The sequence below is a fragment of the Micromonospora sp. WMMD1120 genome (assembly GCF_029626235.1).
Classification (GTDB): domain Bacteria; phylum Actinomycetota; class Actinomycetes; order Mycobacteriales; family Micromonosporaceae; genus Micromonospora.
Genome location: NZ_JARUBO010000005.1, coordinates 6,732,795 through 6,750,433 on the forward strand (window position 1 = coordinate 6,732,795; position 17,639 = coordinate 6,750,433).

The 17,639-nt window shown below is 69.9% G+C and carries 17 protein-coding genes; all 17 read right to left on the reverse strand.

Annotated elements, in window-relative coordinates:
- Entirely contained in the window at positions 1–309 is a 309-nt protein-coding gene (locus O7634_RS30075) for a metalloregulator ArsR/SmtB family transcription factor (protein WP_278153515.1), read from the reverse strand.
- A complete protein-coding gene (locus O7634_RS30080) occupies positions 306–1,145 on the reverse strand; it encodes a metal ABC transporter permease (protein ID WP_278153516.1) in 840 nt (279 codons plus the stop codon). Before O7634_RS30080 ends, O7634_RS30075 begins: the two co-directional genes overlap by 4 nt.
- On the reverse strand, positions 1,129–2,016 hold the full coding sequence (locus O7634_RS30085) for a metal ABC transporter permease (protein ID WP_278153517.1): 888 nt from the start codon (positions 2,014–2,016) through the stop codon (positions 1,129–1,131). The genes O7634_RS30080 and O7634_RS30085 overlap by 17 nt, the downstream gene beginning before the upstream one ends.
- Positions 2,013–2,783 carry a metal ABC transporter ATP-binding protein gene (locus tag O7634_RS30090; protein WP_278153518.1) on the reverse strand — a complete coding sequence of 257 codons (771 nt, stop codon included), beginning with the start codon at positions 2,781–2,783 and terminating at the stop codon, positions 2,013–2,015. The genes O7634_RS30085 and O7634_RS30090 overlap by 4 nt, the downstream gene beginning before the upstream one ends.
- 1 nt (position 2,784) lies before the next feature.
- Positions 2,785–3,753, reverse strand: a complete 969-nt coding sequence (locus O7634_RS30095; protein WP_278153519.1) for a metal ABC transporter substrate-binding protein — start codon at positions 3,751–3,753, stop codon at positions 2,785–2,787.
- Positions 3,754–3,890: 137 nt separating this feature from the next.
- Positions 3,891–4,652 carry a class I SAM-dependent methyltransferase gene (locus tag O7634_RS30100; protein WP_278153520.1) on the reverse strand — a complete coding sequence of 254 codons (762 nt, stop codon included), beginning with the start codon at positions 4,650–4,652 and terminating at the stop codon, positions 3,891–3,893.
- Positions 4,653–4,762: 110 nt separating this feature from the next.
- Positions 4,763–5,953 carry an aminotransferase class V-fold PLP-dependent enzyme gene (locus O7634_RS30105; RefSeq protein WP_278153521.1) on the reverse strand — a complete coding sequence of 397 codons (1,191 nt, stop codon included), beginning with the start codon at positions 5,951–5,953 and terminating at the stop codon, positions 4,763–4,765.
- A gap of 1 nt (position 5,954) precedes the next feature.
- Positions 5,955–7,274: a pyridoxal-phosphate dependent enzyme gene (locus tag O7634_RS30110; RefSeq protein ID WP_278153522.1), complete on the reverse strand. Its 1,320-nt coding sequence runs from the start codon at positions 7,272–7,274 to the stop codon at positions 5,955–5,957.
- The gene (locus O7634_RS30115) at positions 7,271–8,719 is read right to left on the reverse strand and encodes an alanine racemase (RefSeq protein ID WP_278153523.1); all 1,449 of its coding nucleotides are present in this window, start codon (positions 8,717–8,719) and stop codon (positions 7,271–7,273) included. The genes O7634_RS30110 and O7634_RS30115 overlap by 4 nt, the downstream gene beginning before the upstream one ends.
- 479 nt (positions 8,720–9,198) lie before the next feature.
- Positions 9,199–9,852, reverse strand: coding sequence for a choice-of-anchor M domain-containing protein (locus O7634_RS30120; protein WP_278153524.1), 654 nt, complete (start codon positions 9,850–9,852; stop codon positions 9,199–9,201).
- Positions 9,849–10,505, reverse strand: coding sequence for a choice-of-anchor M domain-containing protein (locus tag O7634_RS30125; protein ID WP_278153525.1), 657 nt, complete (start codon positions 10,503–10,505; stop codon positions 9,849–9,851). Before O7634_RS30125 ends, O7634_RS30120 begins: the two co-directional genes overlap by 4 nt.
- Before the next feature lie 63 nt (positions 10,506–10,568).
- On the reverse strand, positions 10,569–11,486 hold the full coding sequence (locus O7634_RS30130) for an anchored repeat-type ABC transporter permease subunit (RefSeq protein ID WP_278153526.1): 918 nt from the start codon (positions 11,484–11,486) through the stop codon (positions 10,569–10,571).
- Positions 11,486–12,229, reverse strand: coding sequence for an anchored repeat-type ABC transporter ATP-binding subunit (locus tag O7634_RS30135; RefSeq protein WP_278153527.1), 744 nt, complete (start codon positions 12,227–12,229; stop codon positions 11,486–11,488). Before O7634_RS30135 ends, O7634_RS30130 begins: the two co-directional genes overlap by 1 nt.
- Positions 12,226–13,218, reverse strand: a complete 993-nt coding sequence (locus O7634_RS30140; RefSeq protein WP_278153528.1) for a choice-of-anchor M domain-containing protein — start codon at positions 13,216–13,218, stop codon at positions 12,226–12,228. The genes O7634_RS30135 and O7634_RS30140 overlap by 4 nt, the downstream gene beginning before the upstream one ends.
- Entirely contained in the window at positions 13,218–14,798 is a 1,581-nt protein-coding gene (locus O7634_RS30145) for an anchored repeat ABC transporter, substrate-binding protein (protein WP_278153529.1), read from the reverse strand. The genes O7634_RS30140 and O7634_RS30145 overlap by 1 nt, the downstream gene beginning before the upstream one ends.
- Entirely contained in the window at positions 14,795–16,471 is a 1,677-nt protein-coding gene (locus O7634_RS30150) for a TIGR03773 family transporter-associated surface protein (RefSeq protein ID WP_278153530.1), read from the reverse strand. Before O7634_RS30150 ends, O7634_RS30145 begins: the two co-directional genes overlap by 4 nt.
- A gap of 28 nt (positions 16,472–16,499) precedes the next feature.
- Positions 16,500–17,600, reverse strand: coding sequence for a DUF916 domain-containing protein (locus tag O7634_RS30155; protein ID WP_278153531.1), 1,101 nt, complete (start codon positions 17,598–17,600; stop codon positions 16,500–16,502).
- Between the last annotated feature and the right edge of the window lie 39 nt (positions 17,601–17,639).

The window sequence follows — 17,639 nt, forward strand, 5'->3', positions numbered from 1 at the left end:
TCAGGCCGAGTTCTCGGCGTGGCGCAGCACCTCCGTGATGAGTCTCCTGGTGGCCTCACCCGGCAAGGTGTAGGTGACCTCCCGACCGCGACGCTTGCGCCGGATCAACCGGGCGTCCCTGAGGTACCGCAGGTGGCGGGCGACGAGCGTCGGATCGACTGACATCGCCTCCACCAGTGAGGCGGGCGTCTGGTCGCCCTCCTGCAGCAGGACGAGAATGCGTATCCGGTGCTCGTACGCCATGGCGCGCAGCACGACGACCGCCCGGTCCAGCGCGCGCCTCGTGACGTCGAGGTGTGCGGTGCTCATGCCGGCCCCGCCGGCAGGCCGGTGATCGCGGTGGGCCGGAACGAGACCAACCGGGACAGCACTGTCGACAGCGCCAGGATCGCGGTGGCGGTCAGGGTGATGCTCGCGCCGGCGGCGACGTCCCAACGGCTCGACGCGTACAGACCACCGAGCCCGCTGATCGCGCCGAGTGTGACGGCGAGGGCGGTGATGATGCTCAGCCGGTGCGACCACTGGCGCGCCGCCGCTGCCGGCGCCACGATGAGGGCGAGGGCGAGGATCGTGCCGATGGCCGGGACGATCGTCACGACCGCCACCTGGATGACGAGCAGCAGCACGACGTCCCAGACTCCGGTGGCGAAGCCGGCCGCCTGCGCGCCGTGCCGGTCGAAGCCGGTGTAGCGCAGCGGGCGGGCGCAGGCGGCCAGGACGGCCGCGACGACGACGAGCGCCACCGCGGTGGTCACCAGATCCTGCGGGCTGACGGTGAGGATCGATCCGACGAGGAACGATGTCAGGTCTCTGCTGAAGCCGCTCTGGGTGGCGACGAGCCCGGCGCCGAGCGCGAAGCCGCCCGAGAGCAGGACGCCGGTCGCCGCTGCCGTGTTCTGGCTTCGGTGGCGGCTGAGCGCGGCGACGCCCAGCGCGACGACCGCGCCCGCGACCACACCGCCGATGATGATGTTGACGCCGATGATGGAGGCGGCCACCACCCCGGGGAACGTGGCGTGGGTCAGTGCCATGGTGAAGAAGGACAGCCGGCGGAGCACGACGTGAACGCCGACGAGTCCGGCGAGCGCCCCGGCGAGCAGCACTTCGGCAGTGGCCCGGTGCAGCGCGTCATCCCACCAGTTCATGTGGGGACCTCCTTGCGTCGGAGACGATCCGCCCGTGGTTGCGCCGTGACCGCAGCGCGCCCAGCGGGAGCAGCAGCAGGTAGGCGAGCACGAGCAGCAGGACGACGGCGGAGGCCGAGGTGAGGGCAATGCCGTAGTCGACCGAGGCGGTCCAGCTGGCGAGCAGACCGCCGTATGCGGCGATGAGGATGAGACCGGTGCCGATCACCGCCATCAGCGCCAGGCGTGTGGTGAGCAGGCGGGCGGCCGCGGCCGGCACGATGAGCAGCGCGACCACGAGGATGGTGCCGACCGCGCGCACCGCGGCCACGACGACGAGCGCGACGATGACGTTGAGTAGCAGGTCGAGCCCGGCGATCCGGAAGCCGGCGGCGGCGGCGCCGGCCGGGTCGAAGGTGCGGAAGACAAGAGCGCGGGCGCTGATCAGCAGCAACCCGAGGATGACGACCGCCAGCACGGCGGTCTCCGCGATCTGGCGCGGCGTCACCGTCAGGATGCGCCCGAAGAGAAACGACGTCAGATCCGATGTGTACGAGGAGCGCCGCGACACGAGCACCACACCGATCGAGAACATGGCGGTGAGCACCACGGCGGTGGACGCATCGTCGGACAGCGCCCCGCCCTGGCTGAGCACTGTCAACACCACAGCGGTCACGACGCCGGCGACCAGCGCTCCGACGACGACGCCCTCGATGCCAGCGGCCAGGAACCCGATGACAACGCCGGGAAAGACGGTGTGCGTGAGCGCGTCCGAGACGAACGACAGACGGCGGACGAAGACGAAGACACTGACCGGTCCGCAGATGAGGGCGAGCAGCGCGAGTTCGGCCAGGGCACGTCCCATGAACGGTACGGTGAACGGCTCGATCATGGCTCCACCAACACCGTTCGGCCGTCTCTCAACTCGATGGCGTGTCCGCCGTACGCGCGGCGCAGCGTGTCGGCGGTCAACGTCTCCTCGGGCGGGCCGAGCGCCCACTGCCGGCCGTTGAGCACGCAGACCGTGTCGGCGAACTCGTGCGCGAGCGTCAGGTCGTGGGTGCTCAGCACGAGGGTGGTTCCGGCGGCGCTGAGTTCGCGCAGGACGGACAGGATGGCGTCCTGGCTCACCACGTCGATGCCGTTGAACGGCTCGTCGAGCAACAGCAGTCGGGGCTCGGCGGCGAGGGCGCGGGCCAGCAGCACCCGCTGGCGTTGGCCACCGGAGAGCACGCCGAAGTGGGTCTTCGCGTGGTCGGCGAGGCCGAGGCGGTCGAGCGCCTCGTGGACTGTTCGACGGTCGACGCCGCGGGTGGGGCGCCACCAGCCGATGCGCCGGTAGCGGCCCATCATGACGACCTGGCCCGCGGTCACCGGGAAGTCGGCATCGAGGGAGTCCGTCTGGGGCACGTAACCGATGAGCGCCCGGGCCTTGGCCGGCGCGCGGCCGAGCACGGTGGACCTGCCGGCGAGAACCGGAACCAGGCCGAGGATCGACTTGATCAGCGTGGACTTGCCGGCGCCGTTCGGCCCGATCAGGGCCAGGCGCTGCCCGGGGATCAGGTCGATGTCGACGTCGGTGAGCACGGGCGTGCCGTGGTAGCCGACGCTCACCCCGGTGTAGCGAAGGGTGGCGTCGGCCACCGCGACATCGCTCATGTCAACCGCCCAGAGCCGTGACGATGACCTGGGTGTTGTGCCGCTCCGCGCCGAGGTAGGTGCCCTGGGGGGTGCCTTCGGCGCCGAGGCTGTCGCCGTAGAGGGCGTCCTCACCGCCGATCACCTTGACACCGGCCTGCTTCGCGATCGCCTCGGCGCTCTTCGGCGGCAGCGAGGACTCCGCGAAGATGGCCTTGGCACCGGTCGCCTTGATCTTCGCGACGAGATCGTTGAGCTGCTTCGCGCTCAGCTCCGCCGAGGTGTCGAGGCTGGGAATGACCGAACCGACGAACTGCAGCCTGTACCGGTCGACGTAGTAGCCGAAGGCGTCGTGGTTGGTCACGAGCTTGCGTTGGTCGGCAGGGATGCGGGCGAAGGCGGCCTCGTTGTCGGCGTCGAGCTTGTCGAGCTCGGCCGTGTAGTTCCTCAGATTGCCGGCGAAGGCCGCGGCGTGCGCGGGGTCGGCTGCGGCGAGGCCCTTCTCGATGTTGGCGACCATCGTCTTGGCGTTCTGCGGGTTGTGCCAGATGTGCGGGTCGTACTCCTCGCCCTCGTGCGCCTCCTCGCCCTCCTCGTGGCCCTCGCCCTCCTCGTGGCCGCCCTCGCGCAGGGCGACACCCTGGCTGGAGTCGACGACGGCGCCCTTGAAGCCGGCCGACTCGATGGTCTGGTCGAGCCACTCCTCGAGGCCGACACCGTTCTTGACGACGACGGCGGCCTTACCGATGGCCTGGATGTCGGCCGGGGTGGGCTCGTAGTCGTGCGGGTCCACGTTCGGCTTGATGATCTGTGTGACGGTGACGTCGCCACCGCCGACGGTGCGGACGAAGTCGGCTACCTCTGGGGTGGTGGCGACCACAGCGAGCCTGGTGCCGGGCGAGGCGTTGCCGCCGTCCCTGGCGGCATCGTCTCCCGAGCCACAACCGGCAAGAAGGACGAGCGCGGCGGCGGTCGCCGTGGCGATGATCATACGGTGTTGATGCTTCACGAGAACGCTCCATTCCTGAGATGCGGAACGGTAATCGTTTTCGCTAAGTATCGTCTAATAGTGAGATGACGACACGTGCATGTGTCCCCCGCGGCCGTCGGGAACCGGGCGGTCGAGCCTCAGGTCCTGGCCGCCAGCGCCGCGTGCCTGCCACATCGCCAGAGAACCCCGGCCTCGCCGAAGCCGGCCTCCCGAGCGGCGGCGGCGTGCCAGCCGCCCGAGGCGGTGAACTCGGCCGGCGGGCGGTTCGCGAAGATCGCCGCCCGCTGCGCGAACAGTGGGCGCAGCTGCTCCATCTGCCCGATGTCGTTCCACCACTGCGCCCAGGCCAACTCCGCGGCGGCTTCGTCCGGCGCGGGGTCCAGGGCACTCATCAGGGACGGGAGGCTCTCGTCAGGCATGAGGTCCGCGACGATCAACAACCCGCCGGGCGCCAGGCAACGGCGGACGTCGTCATAGAACGCACGCACCTGAACCGGTGGGAGGTAGTGCAGGGTCATCACCACCGTGACAAGGTCGTAGCCGCCACCCACGCGGTCCACCCAGTCCGGAGCCGACAGGTCACCCTGTAGCGCCCGCGCCTCGCCGGCCAGGGCGCCGCTGGCCAACGCGAGCAGCACGGGGTCGATGTCCATGAGGGTGATGGCGGCACCGGTCCATCGCCGCGCCATCCGCCCGGCCAGCACGCCGGGACCGCCGCCGAGGTCGAGCACGCGACCGGGCGCCGGGCCGTGAACAGCCTCGGCGACGCGGAACAGCGTCTCCTCAAGGCCGGCGAGGTGCGGCACGAACCCCTCCATGACCTGGGACCACGTATCGCGCCAGCGAACGATCTGCGCGGGGTCGAGCACGGCGCTGGGCGCGCCGGTGGTCGTTGCCATGGATGCACTCCGGAGGATACGCCGACGGAAGGCCACACGATAACGGAAGCCATTTCCGAAAGAGTAGGTCATCCCGCCCGGCAGTACCGGCGTATCGCGGTACGTGTCGGTCAGTCGCGGTCGAGCTCGACCAGGACCGACAGGAGCCGGTCCACCTCCTCGGCCGTGTTGTAGACGTGCAGGCTCGCCCGTACCGATGCCGTCTTCTCGCCCTGGTCGCCCTGGCAGTGACCGTCCGCGCGGACCAGGAGGCCGTGCGCGGCGAGGATGAACCCCAGGTCGTTCGAGCCGATCAGTCGATGGCGGAAGGCCACGATGCTCTGCCGTTGCTGGATCGGACTGTCGGCGGCCAGGCTGCTCTGACAGCCCAGCACCTCGATGGTGGCCAGCCTGCGTAGCCCGTCGGTCAGCCGAGCGCCGAGCGCGGTGTTCCACCGGGCGATGCGGTCCAGGCCGGCGGCGTCGAGCCAGTCCAGCGCGGCGACCAGGCTGATGATGCCACTGGTGTTCGGAGAGCCGTTCCAGCCGGCCGGCGCGTAGATGGGGCCCCGCTGGTTGCGCGCCCAGATCGCACCGGTGCCCGGCAACGCCATCGCCTTGTGCCCGGAGAAGACCACGAAGTCGACATCGGTCGCCGTGGTGGACAGCGGCAGGTGGCCCACGCCCTGCGCGGCGTCCAGGCAGATCGGGATCGTCGCTCCCGCCGCCGCACGCAGCCGGTGCACGTTCATGTCGTTGCCGTAGACGTGGTGTATGTGGGTCGCGGCGATCAGGCGCGTCCTGTCGTTGATCATCGACGCGAGCCTGCCGGTGTCGTAGTCGTGGGCGGCGTCGTAGGGCATCGGACGGACGCCGACGGACACGCCACGGTGCCGCAGCAGCTCAACGACCTCCAGCCAGGGCGCGATGTTGGCGGCGTGATCGGCGAACGGCACGATGATCTCGTCGCCGTCGCGCAGCTGCGGCGCGAGCCAGTCACGGGCGACGGCGCGCAGCGCCTCGGTGGTGCCGGAGACGAAGTGCACGCCCGAACGCTCCGGCACCGGATCGTCGAGGAATCGGCGCAGGCGGTCGCGGGCCTGCTCGATGCGGGCGGTGGTCCGGTTCGCCCACGGGTACGTACCCCGCGCGGCGTTGGCATTGCCCGTCGTGAGGTAGGTCAGGACGGCGTCGAGGACCGCCTGCGGCTTCTGCGAGGTGGCGGCGCTGTCCAGGTAGACCACGTCCGGGTTCGCGGTGATCAGCGGGAACTGGGCGCGCAACGTCTCCTGCCACGGACGTAGCTCGTCGAGAACGTCCACGTCAGTCGCGTACGAGCTCAGCGCCCGCGTCGCGCCAGGCGATGATCCCGCCGTCGAGCGACCGGACGTCGGGATGACCCATCCTGGTCAGCAGCGCGGCGTACCGGGCCGACTTCTCCCCCACCGGGCAGACCAGCAGCACCGGCTGACGACGACCGAACGGCAGCCCGCCGTGCAGCAACTCGGCGAAGAGTTCGTCGACGATGTTGATCGAGCCGTCGATGTGCAGGGCCTGGTACGCGAACGGGCTACGCAGATCCACCATCAGCCCCCGGCGCTCGGCGATCCACCGCTGGGCTGCCGCGACATCCACTGTCGCCGCCTGTCGCACCTCCGCGTCGGTCACCGTGCGGACGGAGTTGCGCCGCGGTGGCCGACCGAACAGCTCGGGACGCCGCTCCCGCAGATAGCTCATGTAGCTCTCGACCCGGTCGCAGACGATGAAGACCGCCGTACGACGGTCGGTGAGCTGGGCGTCGATGGCACGCAGGTGCCGTACGGCGCCCTGGTACGCGCCGCCGCCGGTCGGTCCGGCGAGCGTGCCGCACCGGCGCACGAGAGTCAGCAAGCCATCGATGGCGTCGTCAGCGGTGATCGTCTCCACCACGTCGTAGACGCCAGGGTCGAACAAGCCGACCTCGTGCACCTCGTCGATGGTGCGGATTCCCGGTATGAAATCGGACTTGTGCGCCACCAGCCCGACGACCCGTACATCGGGGTTGTGCTGGCGCAGCGCGGCCGCCACCCCGGTGGAGGAGCCGGCGGTGCCGACGCAGGCGATGAAGTAGTCCGGTGCTCGGCCGTCGAGGTCCTTCACGATCTCCGGGCCGGTGCCGTTCAGGTGGGCGTCGACGTTGAGTTCGTTGAAGTACTGGTCGGTGTGCAGGTAGCCGCCGCCCGACGCGGCCAACCGGTGGTACATCCTGGTCAGCGGGTCGTCGGTGTCGGTGGGGTCGAGGCATTCGGCCTGTCCGGGCAGTTCGTCGATCTCCGCTCCGAGCAGCAGGAGCAGGTCCTTGATCTCGGCGACCTTCATCCGGTTGGTGACGCTCCTGAAGGTGAGCCCGTGCATGCCGGCGATGACGGCGAGAGCCTTGGCAGTGTTGCCACTCGACAACTCCACGACGGTGTCGCCGCGTTCGACGGCCTGGGCGAGCAGCGGCCGGGCCATGTTCCAGGCAGCGCGGTCCTTCAGGGACCCGAACGGGTTGAGCAGCTCCATCTTGGCGTACAGGTCGATGTTGCGCAGACCGTGCACGGCGGCGTCGATCCGCACCAGCGGCGTGTTGCCGATGGCATCCGTCATGTTCTCGAATCTCATGGTGCCTCCACGCGATGGTGAACGGGCCAGTACTGCTCGTCGAGGCACCATCGCCACGCGCCACCGTCGCGGTACAGCGCGACCTTGCGGCCGATCGGCTGGCGCAGCGCATGCGTGGCGCTGAAGTCCATGAGGTAGCCGGCGGTGTTGACGAAGGCCAGCAGATCGCCGAGGCGGGGTCGGGACGGCAGAAAGACCTTGCGCCGAGTGATGAGATCCGATTCGAGACAGAGGTTGCCGAACAGGTACACCTCCGCGGACCCCACACCGGCCGGGGTCGTACGGTGCACGACGACCGGGTCCATCAGGACCCCGTGCTCCTCGAGACTGACGTCACGCGCGTTGCAGTCCAGTCGCACGATCGTGTCACCGTTGGGCTCGTCGCGAACCTCGAGAATGCGCGCCAGCACCACACCGCACTGATCAAGCAGGGCCCGCCCCGGCTCGACGTGCAGGTCGTACATGTTGTCCAGCAGCAGTGTCCCGAGTGGGCGACGCTGTTCGGGCGCGGCTGTTCGTAGCAGTCGATCGAGGTACGCGGGCCCGGAGATTGGCCGGTGAGCCGGGTAGAGGTTCAGAGCACCCCGAATGTGGCCCCCCTCGGCGCGCAACCCGTAACCGTGCCCGTTCCAGGTCAGCGGTGCCCGTCGGCCGAGCACCGCCTCGGTCAACGCGGACGTGTATTGCTCCCACTGCGCGCCGTCGGCGAGGTAGTCGACGCCGAACCCACCGCCGATGTCGACCGACCAGGGCCGTAGACCGCGCTGGCGACACTGCTCCAGCGCGGCGAGGCAACCTTCCAGCGCCGCGGCCTTCTCCGGCAGCCCCATGGTGTCGAGATGGAACGCCACGCCGACCAGGTCCAGGACGTCGGCATGTTTGTCGATCACGTCGACGACTTCGCTCGCCGCGTCGGCCGACACTCCGAAACGGCTGCGACGGCTGTTGAGCTGCACACCCGCCGAGGTGAAACCCGACAGGCGCGCCGTCACCCGCGCGCGCGGCAACGACCGATCGGTGACCAGTGCGGCGAGCGCCGCCAATTCGCTGACCGAATCAGCGCTGACAGTGACTCCGGCGCGGGCGCAGAGCCAGAGGAACTCCTCGTTCTTCGGCCCGGTCGCCACGATGCGCTGCGGCACGAGACCGGCCCCGAGCGCGTGCTGCAGCTCGGCGAGCGACGCCACGTCGATCCCCGCGTCGGTTGCGGCGAGTTCACGCACCAGGGCGCTGGAGCGATTGGCCTTGTGCGCGTAATAGATCTGACCGGAGAGGCGGTGGTCGGAAAAGACCGATCGGAATGCGGCAACGTTGTCCGTCAACTGCTGTGGCAGGATCACTCCGAGCGGAGATCCCAACGCATCGGTTAATTGTGCCAGTAACGCGGTTTTGTCGAGCGCCGACTGCAGTGTCGGACCGATTCGCGGAGACAGAAAAAGGGGCAATGCGACTCCTCAGGTGAGCCGTGGCGCCACGGACGCCGCCACCCCTCTCACCCAAAACCCTTCGTGACGACGGCCTGCTTCAACGTAACCGATGTTCCGACGCCCGCCAAGAGGTGGCAGCCGAGCGATGGCACGCTTCGCCAGACATACACGAGTGCGCATATATGACAGTTGCCGTCAATGCATCCGTGGAATATCCAGCCGACCGAAGACGACGGGCCGACATCACCGTCCTTTCTGACCGGAGCACGCTCTACGCCCGGTGCGGGAGATACCCCGAATCCGCGGTTCAGCCTTTCGCGCGGGCTTCGCAGATTCCGAAGATCCGATCCGTGGACGCGGCACGGCGGAGGTCGGCGCTGGTGGGGCGCGGCGCCTACGGGGAGTAGGCGCCGCGCCGGTCGCACCCACCACAGCCCACCCGTCCCAGCGGAGCGGACACCGACAACGTGGTCGCGGATCAGGCGCGCTGGAAGGGGTCAGGAGAGAACTTCGAAGGTGAAGGTCCTGGCACCCGAGCTGACGGTGGCGCCGCTGGAGGCGAGCTTGCCGGTGACTTCGAAGGTGACCGCGTAGGTGCCGGCCGCGTCGAAGCCCCAGTTCGCGTGGGCATGGGTGTTGTAGTTGACATTGAGGCTGTCGGGTAGGCCGTTCCCGCTGTCGAAGAGCACAGTGGGGGCGCCTCCGGAGACGGTGTAGACACTGAAGCCGGCAGGGCCGGAGACGCTGGTGAGCTTGAAGGTGACCCGGTTGTTCTGGAAGGTGCCGCTGGGCACCTCGGTGGTGTTCCACCCGGCCCACAGGAGCCCGGCGGTGCTGGACTGCGGCAGGACCCACGCCTGGCCGCCGGTGCCGAGGAAGGACCAGGCCGAGGTGCCCGGCACGGTGATCTTGGCCGTGTTCGGCACCCGGAAGAGCACGTCGGCGGGGTTGCGTTCGACGCTCGTGGAGCCCGTGCCGTCCAGGACGTTGACGGTGAGCGCGCCGGCGGCGTAGTCGACGTCGATCACGTCGACATGACCGCTGGAGAGCACCAGCGGCGCCGCGGCGACGGGCGTGCCGGTTCCGACGAGCAGCGTGGCGGTCACGATGAGACCGGCGATCAACCGGCGGCGGATACGCACGGCGCTCACGCCTTGACCGCGAAGCGCAGCGTGGTGGGGGCGGAGGTCACCTGCTGGCCGGTGGCGACCAGGGTGCCGGTGGCGCGCACGGTCACCTTGTAGTTGCCGGCCTGGTCGAACGCCCAGTTGGCGTGGGTGTGGTCACCGGCGGTCACCGTGATGTCGTCCGGGAGACCGTCACCGCTGTCAGCCAGGACGGTTGGCTGGCCGACAGCGTTCTCGGTGTAGATCGCGAGCTGGCCGGGACCGCTGATCGACTGCACGGACAGCGTCAGCGCGTCGTTGGCGAAGACTCCGGCTTCGATCTCCTCGGCAGAGATGCCCGGCCAGATGAGGTTGGCGTTCTGGATCTGCGGCAGGACCCACACCTTTGACACGCCCGGGGTGCCCAGGAAGGCGAAGGCGGGGTCGGCAGGAACGGTGATCCTGGCCTGGCGCTTGACGACCAGCTTGACCTCGTCGGCGTCGTACTCGATGTCGTTGTCCTCGTCGTGGACGCCGACCTCCAGCGTGCCGGCCTCGTAGGCCACGTCGACGAGGTCGAGATGTCCGGTGTTGAACACCACGGCAGACGTGGTGGCGGCCTGGGCGGGCAGGGCCGTGGCGACCAACGCCAGGCCCAGGACGCCCGAGGTCAGCAGATTACGCATGGTGTTACGCACGAAGAGACTCCTCTCCGGCGACGGTCCCGAGTGGACCGCCACTTAATGAAAACGATAGTCGTTTCAGTTAGCGTGCGGTAGGGCTGGGAGAGGATTCGGAGAAGCGTCATCGCTGAGTTCAAGCCCGCCGGGGCGTCGCCACCGTCGGGTCAGGAGGCCGTGCCGCGGGGCGATCAGCCATGCGGCCAGGAAGACCACTGTGGCGATCAGCACGATGGTGCCGCCGACCGGTGTGTCGAAGCTCCAGGACAGGTACAGCCCGACGGTCGCCGAGATGCCGCCGATCAGCGGGGCGAGCAGCATCATGACGCCGAGCCGGTCGGTGAGCAGGCGGGCTGCCGCCGCAGGAGTGATCAGCAGGGCCAGGACGAGAATGTTTCCGATGGTCTGCAGGGAGATCACCACGGCCAGGGTGACCAGGACGTAGAGCACGATGTCGAGCCAGAAGACGGACAGCCCCATCGAGCGGGACATCTCCCGGTCCAGGCAGACCGCGACGAATTCCTTGTGCAGGGCGAGCACCAGGCCGAGGATGACCAGGCCGGTGCCCCCGACGACGTACAGGTCCCGGTCCGGGATGCCGGTGATCGAGCCGAAGAGGAACTGCTGCAGCGATCCGGCGTAGCCGGGGGCCTGCGAGATGATCACAATGCCGAGCGCGAACGCGCCGACCAGGAAGACCCCGATGATCGAATCCTCCTTCACGCGCCGGTTCTGCGCGAAGATCGCGATCAGCAGGGCGGTGGCGACACCCGCGACGGCGCCACCGAGCACCAGGCTGCCCTGCAGGACGAAGGCGACCGCGATACCCGGAAAGACCGCGTGCGCCACCGCGTCACCGATGAACGCCATGCCACGCAGAACGACGTAGCAGCCGATGACGCCGCAGACGATGCTCGACATGACCGCGATCGCCAGCGCCTTCGGCAGGAACGCGAGGTCGGGGTTGAGCAGGTCGGTGAGAAAATCGGTGATCGACATCAGGTTGCCCTCACGAGCTTCAGCAGTGCGGAGGTGGCGCTCACCCCGAAGGTCTTCGTCCACAGCTCGGCGTCCTGCAGGTCCGCCGGCTGCCCGTCGGCGATGATCCGACCGTTGAGCAGGACCAGACGGGTGCAGGAGTCCACCGCCGCGACGAGATCGTGCGTGGTCATCAGCACCGCACGGTCCTCTCTCGCCAGGCTGGTGAACAGGTCGCCCAGCAGTTCCTGCGTGGGCATGTCCAGTCCGGTGAACGGCTCGTCCAGCAGCAGGATGCGCGGCGCGAGCGCGAGGGCGCGGGCGACCAGGACGCGTTGCCGTTGCCCGCCGGACAACTCACCGACCGGCCGCTGCCGTAACCCGGTCAGCCGAACCCGGTCCAGCGCGTCGCCGACCGCCCGCCAGTCGGCGACGCCCGGTCGGCGCAGTAGGCCGATGCGGCCGGTCCGGCCGCTCATCACGGCCTGCTCGACCGAGATGGGAAAGTCCCAGGTGAACTCGTGGCGCTGCGGGACGTAACCGATGTCGGACCGGCCGGGACGGGCGGGCTTGCCCTGCACCGTCACGGTGCCGCCGCGACTGCGGGTCAGTGCCAGGATGGCGCGGAGCAGAGTGGTCTTGCCGGCGCCGTTGGGCCCGAGCAACCCGACCAGTTCGCCCGGCTCCAGGTGCAGCCGGATGTCCCGCAGGACCGGTCGGCCGCCGAGGTCCACGTCCAACCCGTCGATGTCCAGCGCTCTCACCGCTGGCCCTCCGACGGTACGGCGGCGCGTTCCTGTTCGGCCCGGCGCCTCGCGCCGCGTCCCCGTAGCAGCAGGAGGACCAGTCCGACGGCGAGCAGGGCGGCCGCGCCTCCCAACGCGATGAGCAGCAGCGTCGTGGACGGGCCGGTCGGCTCGTCGTCCGCGGCCCGCTCCTCGCCGGTCGGTGCCCGCCCTGCTGCGCTGGGAAGGTCCGCAGTTGCGGCGAGAGCCTCGTCGGCGCTGGTGGTGTCGCCCACGGCGAAACGCAGCGTGCGGGTCGCCGACACCGTCTCACCGTCGACCAGGTCGGCCGACGCCTGAACCGCGACCAGGTAGATGCCCGGTGCGGTGAACACCCAGTTGGCGTGGGTATGGGTGTTGACCTCGGCCCAGAACGGCTGCGCCGTGGAATCGGCGGAGCGCCACAGCGGCTGGGGTGCGGCGAAGTTGCCCGACTGCAGGTACGTGGTGAGGGTGCCCGGTCCGCGTACGCCGAGCAGGGTCAGGGTGACGCCACGGTCGATGGTCTGCATCACCCGGGGGTCCTGGGTGTTCCAGCCGAGCCAGACCACGCTCTGGTTCTGGGTCTGCGGCACCACGTACACCCGCCTGCCGGCCTCGACGCCGAGGAAGGCGTACGCCGGGTCGTCCGGAACGGTCTGCAACGCCGCGTCGGAGACCCGGAGCAGGGTCTCGTCGGGGTTACGCCACACCGGTCGCGCCTGCGTGCCGTCGTGGATCAGCAGTGTCCACTGGTTGTGGACATAGCGGGGGCCCAGGTCGACGTGACCGGTGGCGAGCTCCGCCCGACCGGTGGCCAGGGGCTGGTCGGCGGCGATCGACTGGCCAAGACCCGGTGTCGGCTCCTCGGCCCGAGCCGGGGTCTGCGTCGTGGCCAGCACGATGACCATGGCCACGGCACACCGCAGGATCGCGGTGCTCGTACGAGGGCGTCGGCGCGCCCGTCCTGCCGTCACTGGCTCCTCCATCACTTGTCCGTCAGGCAGTCGTGCAGCGATTCGGCGTTGAACCGCATCATCTCGAGGTAGGTGGTGACGTCCCGGTCCAAGGTGTCGCCGTAGATCGCGCAGATCCGCAAACCCTCCTCGCGGGCCACCTCGGTCAGGGTGGTGGATCGGGCTGCCAGATTGGGTTCCAGGAAGACGGCGGGAATCCTCAGGTTGCGGATCGTCTCGGTGAGCCGGCGGCGGTCGGCGAGACTCGGCTCGGTGGCGGGGTTCGGGGTGACGAAACCGGAAATCTGGATCCCGTACGCCTGGCCCAGGTAGCCGAAGGCGTCGTGGGTGCTGACCAGGTGTCGGCGCGAGAGCGGGATACGGGCGATGGTGTCCCGGACCTCGGTGTCGAGCGTCTCCAGTTCCCGCACGTAGGCCGAGGCGTTCGTGCGGTAGTCCGTCGCGCCCTGCGGGTCGGCACCGATGAGGGTGTCCCGGATCAGCTCCACGTAGGAGATGGCGTTGCGGACGTTCTGCCACAGGTGCGGATCGATCTCGCCGTGCACGTGCTTGCCGAGCACCGCCTGCGGAAGTTGGTAGACCTGGGTGCCGGGCCGGCCCAGGAACCGGAAACGGCGGTCACCGGGCACCTCCAGCAGTGCCTTGTTGGGCACCTCGATCACCGTGCTGGCCGGGTCGTACACCCGCTGGTTGGCCTCGCCGCTGCCCTCCGGGTCGGCGAACAGGTAGAGCCGCCGCTCGTCGAGGTCGACAGTGACGTCGGCGTGCCCGGAGTTCAGCACCTCCGCGCCCGCCATCCCCGGCACCGAGTGCGGGTCCACCCCGACGGCGAAGGTGAACACCTGCTCCCCCATCGGAACAGGGGCCGTGTCGGGGGTGACCGCCAACTGCGCCCGCATGGTCAGCCGGTAGACGCCGGGCTTGGTGAACGCCCAGCTCATGTGGGTGTGCGCGTCGGGTGGCAGCGTGGCGGTGTCGTCCCGGTACCCGTTGGCGGCCTCGAACCCGTCGCCCGAGTCGACGGAGAACGACGGGTTGCCGAACGACTCGGTCAGGTACGCGAACACCCTGCCCGGCCCGTTCGCGGCGGTCGCGCTGAGCAGCACGTCGGAGGAACGGTTCGCGCCCTGCGCCGCACCGGTGCCGCGTACCCGCATGCCCAACCAGATGGTGTCCAGTGACACGTCCTCGACCAGCGGGATGATCTCCGCGGCGTACTTCACCGCTCCCTCGGCCAGCGAGATGTTCGGTACGCCGTCGCGCAGGTTCGCGTCCAGCGCCTTGATGACGGCCTGCTCCTCCAGAAGCAGGTAGTTGCTGAACGCCACGTCGGCGTAGACCACATCCCGAACGTCCCGCAGCGACGGCTCGTAGCTGTGCGGGTCGGCGTTGTCGGGCACCAGGGAGGTGACGGCCACCCGCTCTCCACCGACGTTGCTCACCAGATCCCGCAGGATTCCGGTGGTCGTGATGACCTGGAGCCGGTCGTCGGCGGCGGTCAACGCCACCTCCGACCGACAGCCGGCGATCAGCCCCACGATCAGCAACGGCAGGATCGCCTGCCGCAGCCGTGGCACGACCAGCGGGTTCATGCGTCTGCCGTCGAGAGGCCGGCACGGCGGCGACGGCCCAACACCACCAGCAGGACCCCCGCCGCCACGAAGACGATGCCGACCACTCCGGCGGTCATCACCCAGCCAGCACCGGTACGCGGCAGGGGCCCTCCCCCGCCCTGGGCCCCACCGCCGTTCCTGTCACCGTCAGCGCCACTGCCACTGCCACTGCCACTGCCACTGCCGGAACCGAAGCCGCTGTTCGGATCGGTGCTGTCGCCAACGGCGAGGGTCAGCGTCTTGGTGTCGGTGACCGCCTTGCCGGCGCTGGTGGTGCCGTTCATCTGCACGGCGAGGCGGTACAGGCCGGGCTTGCTGAACGCCCAGTTGCCGTGCGCGTGGGTGTTCAGCGGAACGCTCAGTTGCTGCGGGAACGCCTTGGCCGAGTCGAACAGCACGTCGGCCTTGCCGAACGAGCCGGTCAGGAAGAGGGCGAACCGGCCGGGCCCGTTGACGCCTTTCAGCGTCCAGGTGACGTTGCCCTTGATCCCCGACACGACGGACTCGTGCTGGGTGTTCCAGCCGGGCCAGACGATCCCCGCCTGCTGGGACTGCGGCAGCAGCCACACGGCCTCGCCCTGCTTGCCGAGGAAGTCGGCGCCGGCGGGCACCGTGATCTTCGCGTTGTCCTTGACCTGCAGGACCACGTCGGCGGTCTCCCGCCAGACCGGAGGACTCGTGCGGTCATCCTTGATCCGGATCGTCCACGTGTCTCCGGACAGTTGGGGGCCCATGTCGACGTGCCCGTCGGCGATCACCTGGCGGGCACCCGTGGCGGTGGTGGCCGCCGCCTTCGCGGCCGCCGCCGGCGGGGCTGCGGCGGGTTTCGGCGCAGCCGCGGGCGCCGGCGCAGCCGCGGGCGCCGGCGCAGCCGCGGGCGCCGGCGCAGCCGCGGGCGCCGGCGCAGCCGCGGGCGCCGCGAACGCGCGCGCTGCCGACTGCTCGCCGGACCCCGGCACCTGCTTGGCGGGAGGGGCAAGCGGCGCCTGCTCGACCGGGTTGATCGCCGGCACGCGCACCCGGTACGTCGTCTCCGCGCTGACCTTCCGGCCGGAGCGCAGGGTGGCCGAACCGGTCAGGGCCAACCGGTAGTCACCGGCCGCGTCGAAGGCCCACACCACCCCGCCGGTCCGCGTCGCCACCGGTAGCTGCGCCGTCCGCGCCAGACCCGGGCCGCTGCCGAAGAGCGGAGTCGCCGTGCCGAGACCGGACACGGTGTACGCCGTGAACGTTCCCGGGCCCTCGACCGAACGTACGGTGAGGGCCACCGTGTCATCGGTGACGACGCCGGGGCGTACCCCGGTGGTGTCCAGCGCTGGGAACCCGCTGTCGCCGGCGGACAGTGACCACACGGCGTGCCCCGGCGAACCGAGGAACGCGAAGCTCTTCCCTGCCGGCACTCGGCCGGCCAGCCCGCCAGCCGGGCCGAGCACCACCTCGGCCGGGTCGTGTCCGGCCGCGTCGTGGGACACCTGCGCGGCGTCGCGCAGTCGCAGCGACATCGAGTCACCGTTCAGGGCGACGGACACCAGGTCCGCGCCGGCCGCGGTGACCGCGGCCGGTTCCGCGGCTGCCGGCGCACCCCCGAGGGCCAACGCCAGTACGGCTAACGCAAGGCCGGCGGCACCGGCGCGCATGGTTCTCATCCTCATTGCCTGCTCCAGACGGGTTCGTGGTGGTTCATCGACGTCGTGCCGCTCCGGTCGCGGCGGAGGCGGCGACCTCGCCGTCCTCCGACGCCCGTTCGGTCTGCCGGCCGGCCTCGGAACGCCCCTCCTCCCGGGCGGCGGCTACCGCCCGGGCGAGCTGTCGGGCCCGCCGTCGGCGGGCGGCGATCAGTGCCCAGCCGCCGAGGGCGAGCAGGACCAGCAGGGCCAGCTGGGGCCAGGGCACCGCCCAGGCAGTGGCGCGCGCCGTGCCGCTCTGCGGCTGCGGGTCGAGGACCTGGTCGCCCACGGCGGCGGGTGTGACGGCGGCGTTCACGGTCAACCGGAACAGTGGCGGCACACCCGTCATGCGTACGGTGGTGGTCAGTTCGCCACCGGGCAGGATCTCCGGCAGTGCCGCCCCGTCGGTCGAGCGCCGGCCGAGGCCGAACGGCCCGGCCGCGGTGAGCGTGGGCCGCCCGGTGAGCCGGACGTTGCCGGTGTTGCGGACGGTGAAGGTGGCGGTGAGTGTGCCGCCGGCGAGGGGGTTCAGCGAGCCGGTGTGCCGTACCTGAAGGTTTTCGACGGTCATCGCTGGTTGCAGCTCGCCGCTCACCCGCAGGTAGATCCGCGCGCCGACCCGGTGGTCGACGGCGACCTGGTTGCCCTGTGCGTCTGCCGCCGTGGAGGCGAGCGAGGCGACGATCCCACCGGCGTGGTCCCCGGGCGTGGCATTGTTCGGCACGGTGAGCGTGAACGGGATGTCCAGGCGGGACGTGGACGGGATGGTCACGGTGCCGCCGGTGAAGCGGACCCAGGCGCCGACGTCGGTGGGCTTCTGACCACCGGCCAGCAGGTCGAACCCGCCCTGCGCGGTGGTGAACGCGTCGCTGGCATAGAGGTTCAGGGTGAGCGGGCGCGTCGAGTGGTTGGTGACCGCGACGTAGTCGGTCACTGTGGCGCCGGGATCGAGCTTGTAGGTGAACGCCGGCCGACCGTTCGGGCCCTTCGCGCTCGACGGCGCCACCCCCCACGTCGCGGCAGACGCCGGCGGTGCGGAGGGCGCCGGCGTGGGCGGTGCCGGAGCCGCGCCGAGCAGGACGATGCCGGTGGCGATGGCGACGAACAGACGCATGGTGGGGATGGATTCCGTTCCTGGATACGAGGGGTGAAG